This is a genomic window from Ilumatobacter sp., assembly GCF_046290335.1.
GTDB lineage: Bacteria > Actinomycetota > Acidimicrobiia > Acidimicrobiales > Ilumatobacteraceae > Ilumatobacter_A.
Window position 1 is genome coordinate 115,442 of record NZ_JBKAGH010000003.1, and the last position, 18,296, is coordinate 133,737.

Sequence of the window (18,296 nt, forward strand, 5' to 3'; positions counted from 1 at the left end):
CGGGTCGTCTTTCCCGGGTCAAGGTCGACGGGTGACGTGCCGATACCCGGTCATGGAGTCACCGAGTAGCGGCGTGGGGTCGCCGAACACGATGCTGCGCCCGTCGCTGCGCGACCTCGACCAACTCGTCGAACCGCTGACCGAAGCCGAGTCGCAGGTGGCTCGAGCGCTGAGCCGGCTCGCCGACGGTTGGACGGTCTACGTGCAACCGCGAATCGGCCTCGATCGCCCGGATTTCGTCGCCATTCACGATCGGTACGGCGTCTGCGCGATCGAGGTGAAGACCTGGCTCCCGCACGCCGTACGCAAGAACGACGCCGGCCAGTTCGAGCTGTCGAGCGAAGCGAACGGATGGACGCCGACGTCCCAGCAGCCGCGTTTCGAGGCGAGTCGCTATCGCTCGACCCTGTTCGACCAGTTCTTCGCGATGCCCGAAGATGGCGGGAGTCCGAACAGCGACGTTCGCGCCGTGGTCATCCTTCCGTACTTCACGACCGATCAGGCGACGCATCTGTTCGAACGACCGAGCATCAGCGAAGGCGAACAACTCATCGGTGTGTGGGGCGGCGACATGCTGGAACGCATCGACGAGGTCGTTCGTGGGCTCGGCTGCCAGCCGCCGTTTCCGCCGTCGATCACCCGGCTGCGCGAGCACATCGTCGCCTCCGAGCGGATCTCGATGCACGAGAGCGAACGTGCGCCGCTGAGCGCTGGCGTCCTCGACATCGCGACCAACCCACGCAGCTTGCGTGCGCGACGTGTCCGCGGCGCGGTCGGGTCGGGCAAGTCGTTCGCCCTCGCGGCGCGCGCTGCTCACCTCGCTGCCGAGGGCAAAGAGGTGCTGCTGCTGTCGTTCAACGTCACGCTTCCGAACCGCCTTCGAGAAATGGCAACCGAGCGTTGCCATGAGATCGGTGCGAACCCGACGCGGATCACCTGCTCGAACTTTCACACGTTCTGTACACGGGTCGTGCAAGACGCCGAAGTGGCCGGGCATGTCTTGCAATCACCACCCGGCGCACCGTGGACTGTCGCGATCGTCGCGAAGGTGGAGCAGGCCTTCGACCAAGGATTCCGTCAGCAGTACGACGCCGTGCTGATCGACGAAGGTCAGGACTACCAGCGCGCCTGGTGGGACCTGCTCCGTTCGCGAGTGGTCGCGCCCGACGGCGAGATACTCGTCGTCGCCGACCCCACCCAGGACGTCTACGGACGCTTCGAGTGGACTGCCGACGACACGATCGCCGGCGCCGGGTTCTCCGGCGACTGGACCGACCTCGCTGGCTCGTTCCGCTTGCCGGACGACATCGCGCCATGGATCAACGACTTCGCTGCCGAACACCTCGAGGGTGAGGTGCTGAGAGCGATGCCGGCTCCCGACGAACTCGGACTCACGACGGGTGGCGCTTCGTCGACGTCGGTGCGGCGGTGGACGAACGTGGAGCGGGTGAGCGACCTCGGCCGTGCCGTCGGACTCGAAGTCGTTCGGGTCTTGCGCGAGAACCCGACACTGCGTCCCGGTGACGTCGCGTTCCTCTGCGACTATCACCATGACGGTGTCGCCGCCGTTCGCGTGATCCAAGAGGCCGGGATTCCGGTCCATCACATCTTCAGCCGCGACCCCGACGCGCCGCGCCGTCGACGCAAGCATCGCTTTTGGCCCGGGGCGGCCGCGGTGAAGGGATGCACGGTTCACAGCTTCAAAGGCTGGGAGGCGCCAGCAATCGTGCTGGGTATCGGTGCCGACGAACGAGCCAAACGCATCGCGTACCTCGCGATGACTCGACTCCACGCCCCTGCAGATGGACGGCCGGCGGTCATCTCCGTGTTGAACGCCGACAAGCGACTCGCCCACAGCGGCACCGCGTTCCAAGCCGGATCCGCGGCACCTGCAACCGAACTGCGCCCCGCCCCGCCGACACCGGTCGCAGTTTCGGCCCCGGCCCCGGATCAGCCACTGGTGTCTCCGACGCCACTCGCGCCACGAGCCCCGGCTGCGGTGATGTCTGCGCCCGCGCCTGCGGCAATGGCCGCTCCCGCTCCGACCGCGATGGCCACGCCTGCTCCTGCGGCGATGGCGGCTCCGGCTCCGACCGCGATGCCTGCGCCTGCTCCTGCGGTACTGGCCGCTCCGGCTCCGACCGCGATGGCCGCGCCTGCTCCTGCGGCGATGGCGGCTCCGGCTCCGACCGTGATGCCCGCGCCCGCTCCGACCGCGATGCCTGCGCCTGCGGTGTCGGCCGCTCCCACACCAGCGTCCCCGGAACCCTTCGCCGCTCCGCCGGGGTCAACACCCGCTCCGCAAGCCGCCGCGCCGTCGGCGGGATTCGCTCCGCCGTCGATGCCGGCACCGACCCAGTGGAGTGCGCCGCAGTCTCAACCCGTGGGTTGAGCGCCGTCGCTCGTCGCCGCCCCGCTCGGTTTCCCGACATCTCTTGCCCGGCATCTTTTTCCCGGCATCGTTCGAAGCTCGACCCCTACTCTGGGCTGCATGCTCGCGAACGACTCCTTCCCACGCCAGACGACCGCTTCGACGCGCTCACGTCGGCGGATCTCTCGTGCTGCTGGCGTGGTGGCGGCAGCGGCGCTGACGCTGACAGCCTGCGGATCCGACGACGGCGGGTCGGCGGCCGATCCGGCCGACGCCACGACCAGCGTTGCCGAAACCACCAGCGTTGCCGAAACCAGCACCAGCACCACCAGCGTGGCGATCGCGGAAGGTGGCGCCTCGACCGACACCTCCAGCGTGGCGCCGTCCACCGACGCTCCCGAAACGACGGCCGCGCCGCCCGAGACGACCACCACGGTTCCACCGGAGACGACCACCACGGAGCCTCCCGCCGCAGGCGACTGCATCGTCGGGACGTGGAGTCTGCGCAGCCAGGAGTTCCTCGACGAGATCGTCTCCTCGTTGCCCGCCGATCTCACTGGCGGTCAGATCGTCGACTGGGACTACGTGTCCGGCGAGTACCTCATCACGTTGGGGGCCGACGGATCGACACGCGGGCAGCGCATCGCCTGGACGCATCGGATCGCCACGCCCGAGGGCGCGCTCGTCACCACGATCGACAGCGACGACCCGGGCACCTACAGCGTCGACGGCAACCAGATCAGCGTCACCGATGAAGGTGGCGATGCAACGGTCCGCCTACAGATCGAGGTCGGCGGCCAGTTGCAGGATCTGCCGATCGGCGGCACGCAGACGGTGGGCACCGACGCGATCGCCGGAAACGGCACCTACACCTGCGAGGGTGACGTGCTGAGCATCTTGGTGCTCGATCTGCCCGACGCGCCGCCGGGTGGGTTCAACGCGACCTTCGATCGGCAGAGCTGAGCACGCGGGCAGCGAGCCCGGTGACCAGCCCTGCGACCAGGCCGACGGAGACGACGACGGCCGTGATCGTCGCGACGTGACGTCGGACGTCGCTCGACGTCATCCGCCGTTCGTCGATGCAGAGGATCTTGCCGGTGCTGTTCGCGCTGAGGATCGACCCGGCCGAACCGATCGACAGGATCGACCCGGCCGAACCGATCGACAGGATCGACCCGGCTGAACCGAGTGAGAGGATCGACCCGGCTGAACCGATCGACAGCATCGAGCCGACCGAGCCGATCGAGGCGATCGAGCCCGTCGAGGCGATCGACTGCACCGAGCCCGTGGACGCCACTGACCTCAGTGAGGCAACGGAGATCATGTGAGCTCAGGCGTCGATCGTCATCGCGTCGAGCAGGTCTTTGACCACGACGGAACTCTCCCGTTCGAGCGACGTGCAGCGGTCGAGGATCTTGCGGGTGGCGGGGTCGTCGACGACGCCCGCCATGTTGACCCACGCCATCGCGCCCTGGAGTTCGGCCTCCGACTGCAGGTACAGCTGGTGGGTCACCGGGTGGGGCGCGAACACGTCGTAGTACAGAGCGACGGCGGCGGGAAGCGCCGCGTCGACTTCGGCCTGCAGCTCGGCGGAGATCGGAAAGAGGTCGGCGACCAACCTGGCGATCTCGTCTTCCCGATCGGCGCAGCCGATAAGGGCCTCCGCGTGCTCCGGCGCCTCCTCGGCCCACGCTCGATAGCGGGCGGCGGCTGAGCGTTCGAGCCCAGCGAGGAATGCGGGGCGCGCTGCGTCGGGGACGCTGGCGATGTGCTGGCGCAGCAGCGCTCCGAACTGGGGGACCTCGGGCCAATCACTCATCGGCCCATTGTGACCCAACCCACGCGGTGGTGATTCACCCGACGGGTCACTCGGTCGCGTGAGCGCTCGCCTTTCGGGCCGTGCCGACGATCTGATAGCGGATGTAGTCGATCGAGCGCCGGTCGATCTCGTCGATCTCGATGTCGTCGAACGGGCCATTGCGCAAGATGTCGCCAGTGTCCTGATCGACACGGCATCCGTTGAACAGCCAGAAGTGGGGTCGTCGTACGACGCGTTGCATCGTGCGCGTGCGACCGGGTTCGGGGGCGACGACGTGCTCGTGGAAGAAGTAGGTGCCACCGGGTTTCAGGACGCGGTGGATCTCTCCGACGACGGCGCTCGGGTCGGCGACGCCACAGAGCAGGAGCGTGCCGACGACACCGTCGGCCGACTCGCTGTCGACGTCGACCGACTCGCCGTAGATCGTGCGAACCTCGAGGTCGACGCCGAATTCCTCGGCATGTGCATGCAGCCGTTCGTGCATGACCGGGTTCGGCTCGATGGCGATGACCTTGGTTCCCGGCGCGTAGTAGCGCATGTTCGAGCCGGTGCCGGGTCCGAACTCGACGACAGTGCCCGACATCGACCCGATCACGTCCGCTTTGCGGTCGCCGAGCGCTTCGTGGATGGCCGAGGCGCCGGCATCGAGCAACCACGCTTCGAGCCGGCTCCGCCATTTCTGTTTCGCCAGATCGGGCATGACCGCACACTAGGAGGCGTTCGCCCGGTCGCATATGGTTCGCACGATGACCGACGAGATTCGAGACGCACGGACGGTGTCGGCGTCGATGCATGGTCGAGATCGTGTGGCGCACGCGATGGGAATGGCGATCGACGCTGTGGCGGTCGGGTCGGCGACGGTGAGCATGACGGTGGCCGACGAGATGCTCAATGGGCTGGGCGTCTGTCACGGTGGGGTCTTGTTCACTCTGGCCGACACGGCGATGGCGCATGCGTCCAACGCCGGTGACGAGCGGACGTTGTCGACCACGGCGTCGATCGAGTGGATTCGCCCAGCGATGGTCGGCGAGCGGCTCCGTGCCGTGAGCGCAGTGGTCGAGCGGCGCGGCCGCAACACGATTCACGACATCGTGGTGACCAACGAGGCGGGCGACACGGTGGCGCTCGTCCGCGGGCAGACCTTGACGCTCGGCGGGCGTGTCACCCAGGAGGGCTGAGCGCCATGTCCTCGAACGCTGACGCGAACTCGCACGCGGTCACCGACAGCGTCCCACCCGACGCCTTCGAGTCGGCAGCGGCCGATCGCGTCCGGGAACTCGGCGACGACATCGACCTGACCACGTTCGCCGCGATGTTCGATCTGTTCCGCGCGTCGTCGCGGATCATCGGCGAACTGGAGGCGTCGGTCCATCGGTCGGTGGGCCTCTCGACGGCCGGGTTCCGCGTGCTGTTCACGGTGTGGGTGTTCGACGCGCTCGAACCGCGCCGGATCGCGACGCTCTCGGGAGTGTCGCGTGCGGCGGTGTCGGGCGTGCTGAACACGTTGGAGCGCGACGGTTTCGTCCGCAAGCGGCGAGACCAGGCCGATGGCCGTCTCGTCACCGTCACGTTGACCGACTCGGGACGGGCGACGGTCGCCGAGGCGTATCGAGCGCAGAACCGCCGCGAGCGCGAGATCTTCGCCGGGCTCGACGCCGCCGAACTCGAACGGTTCACCTCGACGCTGCGGCGCCTGTTGGCTGCGCCGATCGAGGGTTTCGCCTCGCACGAGTGAAGAGCGATCGGCGCTGAACCAGAATCGTTAAGGCCTTGACGATCTTCGTGCGCGGCGCGATCATGGCTCGATGAGGACGCTTGCTGCTCCGCCGTCGGGGGGACGGACCTGGACCGATCTGGACGATTTCCAACGGTTCATCGACGACGGCGGGATGGTCGAGCCGAGCGACGACATGCCCACCGAGTTCCGCGACGAGGTGTTCCGCTTCATCGAGTTCCACGCGAACTCGGAGTTGATGGGCGGGCTCACCGAGCGCGACTGGATTCCGCACGCACCAGGGCTCCGCCTCAAACAGATCTTCCTCGCCAAGACCCAAGACGAGATCGGCCATGCGCACCTGCTGTACATGGTGGCGGCCGACATGGGGGTCAAGTCGCGCACCGAGATGCTCGAAGATCTCTTCGCCGGTCGGTCGCGATTCCACAACGTGTTCCACTACCAGGCGGTCACGTGGGCCGATCAGGTCGCGATCGCGTTCCTCGTCGACGCCGCCGCATTCGCGAGCCAGCGTGCGGTGTTCGCCGAGTGCAGCTATGGGCCGTACAAACGAATCCTGAAGCGCATCGTCGCCGAGGAAGGCTTCCACATGCGTCACGGGGAGGAGATGCTGCTTCGACTCGCGACCGGGACCGCAATCCAGCACGACATGTTCCAAGATGCGCTCGAGCGGTGGTGGTGGCCGGCGGTGCAACTGTTCGGGCCGGATTCGCCGCCGGGTGAACTCGACCCCTTGCTGCGGTGGAGGATCAAGTCGGAACGCAACGAGGTCCTGCGTGACGCGTACGTACAGAAATACGTGCCACTGCTGCACAGCTACGGCTTCGACATCCCCGACGACGGACTGCATCTCGACGGCGACGGGAGGTGGGTGACCAGCGACATCGACTGGGAGCCCTTGAAGGCGACGATGCGACAAGGTGGCCCCGACTCGGCGCGCCGCATCGCGACCGCTGCCGCCAACTGGGCCGACACCGCCTGGGTCCGCGAGGCACTCGCATGACCCCGCAGAACGCCCAGGGTCAGGCACCAGGTGTCGAACGCGACGTCGTACGAGCCGTGGCGTCGGTCAACGATCCGGAGTATCCCGACGTCTCGATCGTCGACCTCGGCTTGCTCGAACGTGTGACCGTCACCGGATCCGTCGCGACCATCGGCCTGATTCCGACCTTCTCGGGATGCCCGGCGTTGCAGATGATCGCCGACGACGTTCGCAACGCTGTCGAGGCCGTCCCGGGAATCGAGCGGTGCGAGGTCGAATGGCTGTCCGCCCCGGCATGGTCGACCGATCGGATCAGTTCGTCTGCCGCCCGGAGGCTGGCCGACGACTACACCGTGGTCGTTCGCCGCAGCGACGGCGAGCTGACCTGCCCCGTCTGCGGCGGCCACGCAGTGGTCGACCAGTCGATGGCCGGCCCGACTCGCTGCCGATCGGTCGCCTGGTGCCCCGACTGTCGGAACCCGATCGAGGTGATGCGCGTCGACGGCGACACTGGCGCCTGGACCTCCGTCGAGGTCCGAGTCGGCCGATCCGACGAGACGCGTCAAGGGTTGGAGATGGCTCGATGAACACCTACGAGGTCTTCCTCAAGAAAGCGGGTCGTGACGAGTTCCGTCACGCCGGCTCGCTCGACGCTCCCGACGACGAGATGGCGCTGTTGCTCGCCCGCGAGACCCATAGTCGGCGCGGTGAGGGCACGGAGATGTGGTTGGTCGATCGACGTCACGTCCTGGTCGGTGACGAGGCGCACCTCGTCGTCACCGCCGAGCAGCCGCACCGCCACAACGACGGCACCGCGGTCGCCGCTCGGCGCAAGTCACTGAGATCGGGTGGCGAGAAGTCGATGGCCGCCGCCAGCGCGGCGGAGAATCGATGAGTCTGTCGCAAGGCGCCCGCGACTACCTGCTCGCGTTGGCCGACGACGAGCACGTCGTCGGCGCCCGCCACACGGCGTGGATCGGTCTCGGGCCGTTTCTCGAAGAGGATCTCGCATTCTGTTCGATCGCTCAGGATGAACTCGGCCATGCGATCGCGCTCTACGAACTGCTGCTCGTCGACGACGGACGTTCCACCGACGAACTCGACTCGTTCGCGTTGCTGCGCGACCCGAGCGAGTATCGAAGCTGTGAACTCGCCGAGATGGCCTGCAGCGACTGGAACGATTCGCTCGTGCGGCACTGGCTCTACGACCGAGCTGAGCAGTTGCGTTGGAATGCACTGGTCGACTCCTCCGACGAGCGCGTCGCCGCGATCGCTCGCCGATCGCTGCGCGAGGAGAGCTTTCATCTGAGCCACGCCGAGCAGTTCATGTCGCGAGTCGCCGCCAGCCGCCCGCCACAGCTTCTCGCCTCGATCGAGCGGCTCATCCCGATCGCTCGGCGGCTCTGGACCCCGGCCGGCGGGGAGTCGGCGGCCCTCGCCGAGGGCGTTGCGACCGCTTCGAGTGAGCGACTCGCCGAAGCATGGGAACTGGCGATCCGGGGCGACCTCACACGGTGGGGTCTTGCCGACGTCGGGCAGGAGTCGGTCGGCGATCGGGGCGATCGCCGCCTGCGCAGTGATGGATTCGACGACCTCTGGCGCGACCTTCGCAAGGTGATCGAACTCGACGAGACCGCCGTCTGGTGACCTCAGTGTGAGCACGAGGGGTTCAGTCGGCGTTTCAGGGGGTACAACGTCGGGTGTGATCGAACTCGATGAATCCCGCTCGACGAACCTCCGCAACTGGAATCTCGGTCTCACCGTGCTGCACGCGGTGCAGGCTGTCGCGATCCTGATCCTCGCCAGCGACTTCGCGATCTCGCTGACCACGGCGCCGCCGACCGGGCCGCCCGGCAGTCGGCTGCCCGACGCCGAGACGTTGGTGGACGTCCGAATCGGTGCCGCGGTTGCGGTGTTCCTCGCCTTGGCGGCCATCGACCACCTTGTGACGGCAACCGTCGGCCGTGGTGCCTACGAGTCGGATCTGCGACGAGGCATCAACCGTTTCCGATGGATCGAGTACTCGATCAGCGCCACGTTGATGGTGCTGCTCATCGCCTCCTACTCGGGAATCACCGAGATCACCGCCGTCATCGCCATCGCCGGAGCGAACGTCGCCATGATCCTCTTCGGTTGGCTCCAGGAGAAGTTCAATCCGCCCGGTCGCACCGAGACGACGATGCTGCCGTTCTGGTTCGGGACGATCGTCGGCCTGGCGCCGTGGATCGCGATCTGGTTCAACGTGATCACGGCCGAGGAAGTGCCGGGATTCGTCTACGGCATCGTCGTCGCCGAGTTCGTGTTCTTCTTCAGCTTCGGCTTGAACCAGTGGCTGCAATACCGCAAGGTCGGCAAGTGGTCGAACTATCTCTTCGGCGAGAAGACGTACCTCGTGCTGAGCCTGGTGGCGAAGTCCGTGCTGGCCTGGCAGATCTACGGCGGCTCGCTCGGGGACTGATCAGACCAACCGAACGTTCAACACCTGGGGTCAGACCCTACGTGTTGAACGCCTGGGGTCAGACCCTACGTGTTGAACGCCTGGGGTCAGACCCTGGGTGTTGACGCGCTCACGTGCGGATGGGGAGGGGCGCGGAGTAGTCCGCTCCCGAATCGAGACCGAACGCGGTGTGGAGCGCTCGGGCGGCACGCTCCATGTCGCCGGCTTTCATGATGATCGACACGCGAATGGTCGACGTGGAGATCATCTGGATGTTGATGCCCTCGTCAGCGAGCACGCGGAACATCTTCGCGGCGATACCCGGCGACGACTTCATGCCGGCGCCGACGAGCGACACCTTGGCGATGTCGTCGTCGTGGGTGACGTTCTCGGCGCCGATGTCCTCCGCGACGCGCTGCACGATCGACTCGGCCTCGTGGAGGTCGGCCATCGGCATCGTGAAGCTGATGTCGGTCTTGCCTTCGGTCGACGTGTTCTGCACGATCATGTCGACATTGACGTTGGCCTCTGCCAACGGCTCGAACAACGCGGCGGAGATGCCGGGTCGGTCGGGAACGCCGAGCACCGTGACCTTGGCTTCGGACATGTCGGTGACGACACCGGAGATGATCGGATCTTCCACGGAGGGCTCCTCGTTGCTGACGATCGTGCCGGGCTCCCAGGTGAAAGCCGATCGCACGTGAAGTGGGACGTCGTGATTGCGGGCGAACTCGACCGAGCGCATGGCGAGCACCTTCGAGCCGGCGCCGGCCATCTCGAGCATCTCGTCGAAGTGGACCTTTTGCAGCTTGCGGGCCTGCGGCACGATGCGCGGGTCGGCGGTGAACACACCGGTCACGTCGGTGTAGATCTCGCAGGCGTCGGCACCCATCGCCTGAGCGAGCGCAGAGGCGGTGAGGTCGGAGGCGCCACGACCCATGGTCGTGATCTCCTTGTCGGTGCTGACGCCCTGGAACCCGGCGATGACACAGACGCGTCCCTCGTCGAGTGACTGGCGGACACGGTCGCCTCTGACCTCGATGATCTTCGCCTTGCGATGCGCGGTGTCGGTGATGATGCCGACCTGGCTGCCGGTGTAGCTGATCGCGTCGACACCGCGATCGGCGAGGGCCATCGTGAGCAGCGCCGCGGTCTGTCGCTCGCCGGTGGTCAGCAGCATGTCCATCTCGCGGCCGGGTTGCTTGGTGGCGACCTGGTTGGCCAGGGCGATCAGGTTGTCGGTGGCCTTGCCCATCGCCGAGACGACGACGATGACGTCGTTGCCGCGTCGCTTGGTGATCGCGACGTTGTCGGCGACGGCGCGGATGCGATCGGGATCGGCCACCGAGGTGCCGCCGTACTTCTGAACGATCAGTGCCACGGGTAGGAGAGGTTAGCGGCGCGGTAGGGCCGGCACCCGCGTGGGTTCATCGCCGGTCGCGCGAGAATCAGCCGCCCTTGACGACGTGTTCGACGACCTCGAACGACATGAGGTCCGCGCCCTGCGCGACCGGCTTGCGGGCCTGTTCGCCTTCGGGCGTCGTGTTGCCGTCGGCCTGGCCGGAGCCGTGGCCGTGAGCGAAGTCCTGGCTGTTCATCCAGGCCTGGAAGTGCTCCTCCGACGCCCACCGGGTGTAGACGAAGTAGCGGCTTTCGCCACCCTCCTGGCCGGGGGTCGGGCGGAGCAGCTGGAAGTCTTCGAATCCGTCGAAGCCCTCGACCATTTTGGCGCGACCGGCGAAGCGACCTTCGAGCTGTGGGCCCATGCCCTCGGGAATCGTGATGGCATTGATCTTGACGACACTCATGGCTCCAGCATGCCAGCGTGAGCCGTCGCCGCCACGTCGCGCGAACCGTAACGGTTTGTGTCAGACACAAACCGTTACGCCACTCGAGGGGTCAGCTCCGGTTCCAGACGCAGCCGCCGAAACGCACGCCCAGGTCGCTGGGCTGCACGGTGATCGACACCGGACCTTCCGACAGGCGTTCGACCCGCTCGACGATCATGCCGTTGACCCCCTCGGCGCTGAAGAACCCCTCCCAGTGTCGAACTCGTAGCGCCACGCAGATCTGACCGAACCCGACGTTGGCGGTGTAGGTACCGGGCGCGACGTGGTGCCCGACCACGTAGTCACCTTGCTCGAACGTCGACGGGAAGCTCGACGGCGGCGTTGTCGGCGGGACGTAGGGGACCAGGAGCCCGCAACTCTCGGAGCCTTCGAACGCCATGTACGCGTCGCCGGGGAGGATGTCCATGATGGTCTGGCCGCCGGAGAACGTGCCGGTGGTCGCAAAGGTCTCGCGGAAGTCGACGGGGCGACCCGGGGGTGCGTTCTCGCGTCGGTCGATGTCGCAGACACCGCCGTCCGTCGCAGCCTTGATGTAACGGCCGGGCGGAACCTGGAACTGTCCGACCGGATACGACGCCGACGGGAACGTGTCGGTCGGCCGGATCTCGAGCGGGCACCGGGTGCCGTCGTCGACCGGTGCGTCGCCGACGAGGTATCCCGAGACGTCGACGATCATCTCGACGTCGGACGACGTGAACAGACAGACCTTGCCGTCACCACCGAGCTTCGCGACGACCGTGTTCGCGATCACCTGACCGGGCGCGTAGTTCAGGTTCGCGGCGTTGGGCCGGTCGGAGTTGCGTGGGTGGGCGGTGACGAAGCCGTTCGATGCCGACCCCAGGGTGGTGATGTTGAGGACGACGGCGCTCGCATCGTCCGGGATGGCGACGCGTCCGGCGACGGGGAGTTCCAGCGTCAATCCGGCGCGGCGGAACTCGATGCCCTCGGCGATGCCATCTGCCGTGTCTTGCCCGACTCGCGTCTCGGCGAGTCGCTGCGGTGCGTCGAGCGCGACGAAGGTCTCCGTCGGCAGGGTGCCGGTCACGTCGACGACGATGTTCGTGCGGGCGGACGTGTGGACGCACGTCGCTCCGCTCGGGTCGAGTCTCGCGACGACGCTGTTGGCCACGACGTCGCCGGCGTCGTGGTTGAGGTTCGCGGCCAAGGGGAGGTCCTGGTCGCACGGGTAGAGCGTGACGAAGCCGCGTCGCTCGGGGTTGATGACGGTGATGTTCAACACGGCGACCTCGGCACCGTCGGGCACACCGGCTCGGCCCGTCACCTGCACCTTCAGCGCGGTTCCCGCAGCGTTGGGGCCGGACTTCTGGAGCAGATCGTCGACGGTCTCGCCGGTCGGTCGAGTGTCGGCGATGCGCTGCGGCGAGGCCAGCGCATCGAACGCGCCATCGGGCAGCGAGCCGGTCGCGTCGACGATCAGGTTCGTCTGCGACGACGTGAACAAGCACGTCTTGCCCTCCGGATCGAGTTTGGCGAAGACCGCGTTGGCGATGATCTGCCCCTGCGCGTAGTTGAGGTTCGCAGCGTTCGGCTGAGGTTGGTCGCAGGGGTACGCGGTGATGAACCCGCGCCGGGTGCTGTTGGCCACCGTGACGTTGAGTACGGCGGCGTCGGCGTCAGCGGGGATGCCTGCCCGCCCGGCGACCTGCAGCTGGAGCGTCATCCCCTGACCGACGGGACCCGTCTTCTCGAACAGGCCGTCGACGGTGTCGCCGCTCGGCCGCGTGTCGGCGATCCGCTGCGGTGACGCCAGCGACTCGAACCCGCCCGCCGCGCTCGCTGGCGACGACCCGCCGGCGGTGACGATCACTCCGGTGGCCGCCAGTGTGGCGACGAGCGCGAGACGAAGAAGCGGGTGCTGGCGATCGAACATGCTCCGCAACGTACGGAGCACCCGGTAACAGCCGACCAACAGGACCCTCCGGCGGCCGGATCGACCACGCAGCGTGGCGTCAACGTGGTGTCTGACACCAGACTGACGTCAACGTGGTGTCTGACACCAGACTGACCACCCGATTGACGCGGCAGCGTGGAGTGGGTCAGTGGGCCAGGGCGGCCAGGGTGCTGAGTCCATCGTGGACGTCGACGAAGCGGGTGGTGAGTGGTGAGAGACCGATGCGGAGAATGTCGCGGTCGCGCTTGTCGACGATCACCTTGCGCTCGACGAGGGCCTGCTGCAGGGCGGCCGCATCGGGATGCGTGATCGAGACGTGGCCACCGCTGGATGCCGGCGGACGTTCGGTCGTGCACCGCAATCCCAGCGAGGCAGCGACGTCGATGGCGAACGTCCCGAGCCGGTGAGCCTTCGCAGCGATCGCTGCGATCCCGGCATCGGCGGTCACCGAGATTCCGGCGTCGGCGGCCACGAGGCCGAGCACCGCGGGGGTGCCGTGGAGCAACCGCCCGATCCCGACGCGAGGGTCGAAGTCGTTGTCCATCGCGAACTGATTCGTCTGTCCGAACCAGCCCCAGATCGGCTGTCGGATGTCGGCCTGCAACGACGAGCGCACATAGGTGAACGCCGGGGACCCGGGCCCACCATTGAGGAACTTGTAGGTGCACCCGGCGGCGAACTCGACGCCGGCGCCCTCCAGGTCGAGCGCGACGACCCCGGCGGCGTGCGACAGGTCCCAGACCGTGACGGCTCCGTGCGCGGCGGCCCGAGCCGTTTCCTCGGCCAATGGCGCGACGCTCGCCGTGCGATAGTCGACGAGCGAGCGAACCACCACGTCGGCCCCGTCGAGGTCGTCGAGTCCGCGGCGCACGACCACCGGTCGGTCGGAACCGCCCGGCGCGGTGCGCAAGCGGGCGATGCCGTCGACGACGTAACGGTCGGTCGGAAACTCCGTGGCCGACACGGCGACCACCGCCGGACGTGACTCCGCTGCTGCGACGCCGCGGCGCTCGACGGCGAGTTCGATGGCGATGTTGACGAGCTGGAACAGGCACACCGTCGTCGAGTCGTGGACCGCCACCTCACCGGGTCGAGCGCCGATCACCGGAGCCAACCGGTCGCCGACCGCGAGCGGGAGATCGAGCCACTCGTGCTCCCACCAGGAGGTGATCAGGTCGCCCGCCCAGGCGTGTTCCATAGCGTCGCGCACCGCAGCGATCGAACGCTTCGGCGCCATCCCGAGAGAGTTGCCGTCGAGATAGATCAGGTCCGGATCGACGACGACGAACTCGTCACGCCAGTGCGCAAGCGCATCGCCGGCATCGAGTTCCTCCGCTGTGGACCGCTCGATCGCGCTCACGTGGGCACGCGACTCGAGAGCACGCCGTCGGCTTCGAGCGCGTCGAGCCGTTCGTCGTCGTACCCGAGCAGTTCGCCGAGAATCGCCCGGTTGTCCTCCCCGCGGAACTTGGGCACTCCCGACACGCCGACATCGGGCCCGTCGGAGAAGTGCCACGGCGCGTTCGGCACGGTGATGGTCGAACCCGATCGGTCGTCGATCTGGACGGTGGCGTTGCGCGCCCTCGCCCACTCGGTCGCTGCCAGTTCACCCGGTTGGCGAACCCGTCCGACGGCGAGGCCGTGCTGGGCGAAGATGCGTTCGAACTCGTCCGGATCGGGCACCGAGGCAGCGAAGTCGAGGATGATCGTGCGTAACTCGTCGTAGTGCTCGAGGCGAGACGCGACGCTCGCGAATCGTGGATCGTCGGCGAGGTCGGTGCGCTGCATCGCCGCGATGAACAGATCGAACGTGCCGCGTTCGGCCGGGTGTCCGCTGACGATCAACGACTCGCCGTTCGCCACCGTCATCACGACGTAGTCGCCGGGGCGGAACGAACGGATCCACTCGGGGTCGGACTCTCCGTCCCACAGCGCGTCGTGGAGGTGTTCGTTGACGTACATCATCGTCTCGGCCATCGAGATGTCGACGAGTTGCCCTCGCCCGGTCCGCTCTCGCTGGAAGAGCGCAGCGAGCACGGCCGAGGCGGCTTCGAGCGCGGTGTACACGTCGGCGTGGCTGTGCGGGTCTTTGCGGAGGTCGCCGCCGCGAGCGTTGCCTTGCGACGCGATGATCCCCGTCTCGGCTTCGACCACCGGTGCGTAAGCACGTCGCGAGACCCACGGGCCGTCTTGTCCGTAGCCGGAGATCGACGCGATGACGAGGCGCGGGTTGCGTTCGAGCATCTCGGCGGGGCCGAGTCCGAGCCGGGCCATCACGCCGGGCCGGTAGTTCTCGACGACGACGTCGACGTGGTCGCACAGCTCCCGGACGATCGCTGCCCCGTCGTCGGCGGCGAGGTCGATGCTGAGGTTGCGCTTGCCGGTGTTCTGCTGCGCGAAGTAGGTGGCGACGCCGTTGCGGCGTGGCGTCGAGAAGCGCGTGAGATCCCCCGCCGGTGGCTCCACCTTGATGACCTCCGCCCCGAGGTCGGCCAGCATGCGGGTGCAATGCGGGCCGGAGAGCACGCGGGTGAAGTCGAGTACTCGGATGCCGTCGAGAGGAGCGCTCACCCGCCCATCGTGTCGCAGATGGCGCGCCCTCGGCGAAACGAGGTCCCCGGCGTGCGAGTGGAGAACCGGGATCGTCCGCAGGGCGGGGGAGGGACGAGACTGGAGCGATGGACGACAACGATGGTGTGTTCGCAGGACAAGTCGCGCTGGTGACCGGGGGTGGCACGGGAATCGGACTCGCGTGCGCACGTGCTCTGGCGGTCGATGGTGCTCACGTCGTACTCGCCGCTCGCAACCTCGACCGCCTGAACGAGGCGGCCGATGGACTCCGTGCGTCACTTCCCGACGCATCGGTCTCGACGGTCGCGTGTGACGTCACGGACGAGGCGAGCGTGACCGCAGCAGTCGACCACGCAGCCGAGCTCGGCCGCCTCTCGGTCGTCGTCGCCAACGCCGGCTATGGGTCGGCGGCGCCGTTCCACTTGACCTCGCTCGACGAATGGAACGGGATCATCGCCACCAATCTCACGGGCGCGTTCCTCACGATGCGCGCCGCCGTCGGGCATCTGGTGCGCGGTGGTGGTGGGTCGATCGTCGCGGTGTCGTCGATCGCCGGTGTCGAGACGCATCGGTTCATGACGCCGTACACGGTGTCGAAGGCGGGCCTGGAGATGCTGGTGAAGCAGGTCGCCGATGAGCTGGGACCATCCGGGATCCGCGCCAATGCGGTGCGGCCCGGGCTCGTGCCGACCGACGCGACGGCCGGGATGATGTCGATTCCGGCGATCGTCGATGACTACACCGCCCAGATGCCGCTCGGTCGGCCGGGCGAGCCCGCGGAGATCGGCGCACTCGTTCGCTTCCTCGCCGGCCCGGAGAGCGCGTGGATCACCGGTACGTGCATCAGCGCCGACGGCGGCCATCATCTCCGCCGCGGTCCGAACCTCGACGTGGTGATGGACATGCTGCATCCCGACGGCACCGCGCCCTGACCTGCCGCAGTCGGCCCGGAGGCGACGCAGCGGGTCGCCGCGACCACGCTTCGCGACGGTTTTGCGAAGACGCCGCTACCGTGGTCGTTTCGTTGGTCGTTTCGACCGATGGGCGCTGATCGGAATTCTGCTCCGGCCGTAGCGCTGTCTGAAGCAGAATCGAAAGCAGTCCCCCCATGACCACCCTCTCTGTCGACGTGCGCGACGCGTCCGATCATTCCGTCGACGTCACCTTCGCCGAACTCGGCCTCCCCGCCTCGATCATCGAGCAACTCGACCGGCGCAACATGTCGTCGCCGTTCGCCATCCAAGCCGCTGTGATCCCTGATGCGCTCGCCGGGCGCGACATCGCCGGCCGTGCCCCGACCGGGTCGGGTAAGACCCTCGGATTCGGCCTGCCGGTCGTCGCCAAGCTGACCGACGCCAAGCCGAAGCGCCCCGTCGCGCTCGTCCTCGCACCGACACGCGAGCTCGCCGAGCAGATCATGGCCGAACTCGTGCCGTTCACGAAGGCCGTCGGCCACGCGGCGACCTCCATCTACGGTGGCGTCGGCTACGGCAATCAGAAGAACGCGCTCAATCGCGGTGTCGAACTCGTCGTCGCCTGCCCGGGCCGCCTCGAAGACCTGATCCAGATGGGCGCGATCAGCCTGCGCGACGTCGTCACCGTCGTCGTCGACGAAGCCGATCAGATGGCCGACATGGGATTCCTTCCCGCCGTGCGCCGCATCGTCGATGCCACCTCGCCGAACCGCCAGGTGTTGCTGTTCTCCGCGACCCTCGACGGCCCGGTGGCCAAGCTCGTCAAGGATTTCCAGAACGACCCGGCCCGCCACGAAGTCGGGCCGAAGGGCCCCGACATCCACGCGGCCCATCACGTGTTCTGGAACACCGACCGCGCCGATCGCAACAACGTCACAGCAGGTGTCATCGACCGATGCGGCCCGACGATCGTGTTCACCCGCACCCGCCACGGCGCCGATCGCGTCGCTCGCCAACTCGCCAAGCTCGGCGTCAACGCGCAGCCGATTCACGGTGGCCGCAGCCAGGGGCAGCGTGATCGGGCGCTCGCTGCGTTCAAGGACGGCAGCGCCGATGCACTCATCGCGACCGACGTCGCCGCCCGCGGCATCCACGTCAACGGCGTGTCGGCGGTCATCCACTACGACCCACCGGCCGACGGCGCGACGTATCACCATCGTTCGGGCCGGACCGCTCGCGCCGGTGCCACCGGCACGGTCGTGTCGTTCGTCGAGCCTGGGACGTCCAAAGACGTGCGCAAGCTCCAGAAGGAAGTCGGCATCCAGGTCGAGGTGACCCCGCCGGATCTCGACGACCTCGAAGTCGCCGCGCTCCTCGCCGAGATCGCGCCCACCGCGCCCGCCGCGCCGGCAGTGACGCCATCCGCGTCGCCGGTTCGCGCCGAGCGATCGGATCGTTCGAAGCAGGCCGTCGCGTCGACGTCGCCCGTTCCCGAGGGCCACGAGTCGGGGTCGGTGAAGTTCTTCAACGCTGGCCGCGGCTACGGGTTCCTGGTACGTGACAACGGACGCGACGAGCTCTTCGTGCACTTCTCCAACATCGTGAGCGACGGCTTCAAGACCCTCGATGCCGGCGCAGCGGTGTCGTTCGGCGTGCGTGAGGGCCGCAACGGCCTCGAAGCGTTCGACGTCCGCATCCGTTGATC

19 protein-coding genes are annotated in these 18,296 nt (G+C 67.5%); 11 read left to right on the top strand and 8 right to left on the bottom strand.

Annotation, left to right across the window (positions count from 1 at the left end):
• Positions 1 to 31: 31 nt before the first annotated feature.
• Together ACE37B_RS13115 and ACE37B_RS13120 are read left to right on the top strand one after the other, a co-directional pair.
• The gene (locus tag ACE37B_RS13115) at positions 32 to 2,392 is read left to right on the top strand and encodes an NERD domain-containing protein (RefSeq protein WP_409923773.1); all 2,361 of its coding nucleotides are present in this window, start codon (positions 32 to 34) and stop codon (positions 2,390 to 2,392) included.
• A 99-nt stretch (positions 2,393 to 2,491) separates the two neighbouring features.
• Positions 2,492 to 3,334: a hypothetical protein gene (locus tag ACE37B_RS13120; protein WP_409923774.1), complete on the top strand. Its 843-nt coding sequence runs from the start codon at positions 2,492 to 2,494 to the stop codon at positions 3,332 to 3,334.
• On the opposite strand, the gene ACE37B_RS13125 is transcribed toward ACE37B_RS13120, so the two are convergent.
• Genes ACE37B_RS13125 through ACE37B_RS13135 form a run of 3 tightly spaced genes read right to left on the bottom strand, consistent with a single transcriptional unit; the run spans position 3,306 to position 4,890 of the window.
• Positions 3,306 to 3,668: a hypothetical protein gene (locus tag ACE37B_RS13125; protein ID WP_409923775.1), complete on the bottom strand. Its 363-nt coding sequence runs from the start codon at positions 3,666 to 3,668 to the stop codon at positions 3,306 to 3,308. The genes ACE37B_RS13120 and ACE37B_RS13125 overlap by 29 nt on opposite strands.
• A 33-nt stretch (positions 3,669 to 3,701) precedes the next feature.
• Positions 3,702 to 4,190 (bottom strand): hypothetical protein, encoded by a 489-nt coding sequence (locus tag ACE37B_RS13130; RefSeq protein ID WP_409923776.1) that lies wholly within the window; start codon positions 4,188 to 4,190, stop codon positions 3,702 to 3,704.
• A gap of 46 nt (positions 4,191 to 4,236) precedes the next feature.
• Positions 4,237 to 4,890 carry a class I SAM-dependent methyltransferase gene (locus tag ACE37B_RS13135; RefSeq protein ID WP_409923777.1) on the bottom strand — a complete coding sequence of 218 codons (654 nt, stop codon included), beginning with the start codon at positions 4,888 to 4,890 and terminating at the stop codon, positions 4,237 to 4,239.
• A 46-nt stretch (positions 4,891 to 4,936) separates the two neighbouring features.
• Here ACE37B_RS13135 and ACE37B_RS13140 point away from each other — a divergent pair, with 46 nt between their 5' ends.
• From ACE37B_RS13140 to heR, 7 genes are all read left to right on the top strand, one after another.
• Entirely contained in the window at positions 4,937 to 5,368 is a 432-nt protein-coding gene (locus ACE37B_RS13140; protein ID WP_409923778.1) for a hotdog fold thioesterase, read from the top strand.
• A gap of 5 nt (positions 5,369 to 5,373) precedes the next feature.
• Entirely contained in the window at positions 5,374 to 5,925 is a 552-nt protein-coding gene (locus ACE37B_RS13145) for a MarR family winged helix-turn-helix transcriptional regulator (protein WP_409923779.1), read from the top strand.
• A gap of 70 nt (positions 5,926 to 5,995) precedes the next feature.
• Positions 5,996 to 6,928, top strand: coding sequence for a 1,2-phenylacetyl-CoA epoxidase subunit PaaA (gene paaA / locus ACE37B_RS13150; protein ID WP_409923780.1), 933 nt, complete (start codon positions 5,996 to 5,998; stop codon positions 6,926 to 6,928).
• Positions 6,925 to 7,494, top strand: coding sequence for a 1,2-phenylacetyl-CoA epoxidase subunit PaaD (paaD, locus tag ACE37B_RS13155; protein ID WP_409923781.1), 570 nt, complete (start codon positions 6,925 to 6,927; stop codon positions 7,492 to 7,494). The genes paaA and paaD overlap by 4 nt, the downstream gene beginning before the upstream one ends.
• Positions 7,491 to 7,802: a hypothetical protein gene (locus tag ACE37B_RS13160; RefSeq protein WP_409923782.1), complete on the top strand. Its 312-nt coding sequence runs from the start codon at positions 7,491 to 7,493 to the stop codon at positions 7,800 to 7,802. Before paaD ends, ACE37B_RS13160 begins: the two co-directional genes overlap by 4 nt.
• Positions 7,799 to 8,554 carry a 1,2-phenylacetyl-CoA epoxidase subunit PaaC gene (gene paaC / locus ACE37B_RS13165; RefSeq protein WP_409923783.1) on the top strand — a complete coding sequence of 252 codons (756 nt, stop codon included), beginning with the start codon at positions 7,799 to 7,801 and terminating at the stop codon, positions 8,552 to 8,554. Before ACE37B_RS13160 ends, paaC begins: the two co-directional genes overlap by 4 nt.
• Before the next feature lie 55 nt (positions 8,555 to 8,609).
• Entirely contained in the window at positions 8,610 to 9,365 is a 756-nt protein-coding gene (gene heR, locus ACE37B_RS13170) for a heliorhodopsin HeR (RefSeq protein WP_409923784.1), read from the top strand.
• 109 nt (positions 9,366 to 9,474) lie between these two features.
• Here the strand turns inward: heR and ACE37B_RS13175 are convergent, their stop codons facing one another.
• From ACE37B_RS13175 to ACE37B_RS13195, 5 genes are all read right to left on the bottom strand, one after another.
• Positions 9,475 to 10,725 carry an aspartate kinase gene (locus ACE37B_RS13175; protein ID WP_409923785.1) on the bottom strand — a complete coding sequence of 417 codons (1,251 nt, stop codon included), beginning with the start codon at positions 10,723 to 10,725 and terminating at the stop codon, positions 9,475 to 9,477.
• A gap of 67 nt (positions 10,726 to 10,792) precedes the next feature.
• Complete coding sequence (locus ACE37B_RS13180) at positions 10,793 to 11,152, bottom strand: antibiotic biosynthesis monooxygenase family protein (RefSeq protein ID WP_409923786.1); 360 nt, start codon at positions 11,150 to 11,152, stop codon at positions 10,793 to 10,795.
• Positions 11,153 to 11,243: 91 nt separating this feature from the next.
• A complete protein-coding gene (locus ACE37B_RS13185; RefSeq protein WP_409923787.1) occupies positions 11,244 to 13,085 on the bottom strand; it encodes a hypothetical protein in 1,842 nt (613 codons plus the stop codon).
• A 166-nt stretch (positions 13,086 to 13,251) separates the two neighbouring features.
• Entirely contained in the window at positions 13,252 to 14,466 is a 1,215-nt protein-coding gene (locus ACE37B_RS13190; RefSeq protein WP_409923788.1) for an aminotransferase class V-fold PLP-dependent enzyme, read from the bottom strand.
• Positions 14,463 to 15,677 (bottom strand): CaiB/BaiF CoA transferase family protein, encoded by a 1,215-nt coding sequence (locus ACE37B_RS13195; RefSeq protein WP_409923789.1) that lies wholly within the window; start codon positions 15,675 to 15,677, stop codon positions 14,463 to 14,465. Before ACE37B_RS13195 ends, ACE37B_RS13190 begins: the two co-directional genes overlap by 4 nt.
• 107 nt (positions 15,678 to 15,784) lie before the next feature.
• On the opposite strand from ACE37B_RS13195, the gene ACE37B_RS13200 reads away from it, so the two are divergent.
• Both ACE37B_RS13200 and ACE37B_RS13205 read left to right on the top strand, forming a co-directional pair.
• A complete protein-coding gene (locus tag ACE37B_RS13200; protein ID WP_409923790.1) occupies positions 15,785 to 16,609 on the top strand; it encodes an SDR family NAD(P)-dependent oxidoreductase in 825 nt (274 codons plus the stop codon).
• Between the two features lie 176 nt (positions 16,610 to 16,785).
• Entirely contained in the window at positions 16,786 to 18,294 is a 1,509-nt protein-coding gene (locus ACE37B_RS13205; RefSeq protein WP_409923791.1) for a DEAD/DEAH box helicase, read from the top strand.
• The last annotated feature ends 2 nt before the right edge of the window (positions 18,295 to 18,296 follow it).

Bases quoted from the DNA above. Each gene is read 5' to 3' on its own strand.
- paaD (WP_409923781.1), top strand. From the start codon at position 6,925: ATGACCCCGCAGAACGCCCAGGGTCAGGCACCAGGTGTCGAACGCGAC.
- ACE37B_RS13130 (WP_409923776.1), bottom strand. From the start codon at position 4,190: ATGAGTGATTGGCCCGAGGTCCCCCAGTTCGGAGCGCTGCTGCGCCAG.
- ACE37B_RS13145 (WP_409923779.1), top strand. From the start codon at position 5,374: ATGTCCTCGAACGCTGACGCGAACTCGCACGCGGTCACCGACAGCGTC.
- ACE37B_RS13200 (WP_409923790.1), top strand. From the start codon at position 15,785: ATGGACGACAACGATGGTGTGTTCGCAGGACAAGTCGCGCTGGTGACC.
- ACE37B_RS13135 (WP_409923777.1), bottom strand. From the start codon at position 4,890: ATGCCCGATCTGGCGAAACAGAAATGGCGGAGCCGGCTCGAAGCGTGG.
- ACE37B_RS13160 (WP_409923782.1), top strand. From the start codon at position 7,491: ATGAACACCTACGAGGTCTTCCTCAAGAAAGCGGGTCGTGACGAGTTC.
- ACE37B_RS13120 (WP_409923774.1), top strand. From the start codon at position 2,492: ATGCTCGCGAACGACTCCTTCCCACGCCAGACGACCGCTTCGACGCGC.
- ACE37B_RS13140 (WP_409923778.1), top strand. From the start codon at position 4,937: ATGACCGACGAGATTCGAGACGCACGGACGGTGTCGGCGTCGATGCAT.
- paaC (WP_409923783.1), top strand. From the start codon at position 7,799: ATGAGTCTGTCGCAAGGCGCCCGCGACTACCTGCTCGCGTTGGCCGAC.
- ACE37B_RS13185 (WP_409923787.1), bottom strand. From the start codon at position 13,085: ATGTTCGATCGCCAGCACCCGCTTCTTCGTCTCGCGCTCGTCGCCACA.
- paaA (WP_409923780.1), top strand. From the start codon at position 5,996: ATGAGGACGCTTGCTGCTCCGCCGTCGGGGGGACGGACCTGGACCGAT.
- ACE37B_RS13205 (WP_409923791.1), top strand. From the start codon at position 16,786: ATGACCACCCTCTCTGTCGACGTGCGCGACGCGTCCGATCATTCCGTC.
- ACE37B_RS13180 (WP_409923786.1), bottom strand. From the start codon at position 11,152: ATGAGTGTCGTCAAGATCAATGCCATCACGATTCCCGAGGGCATGGGC.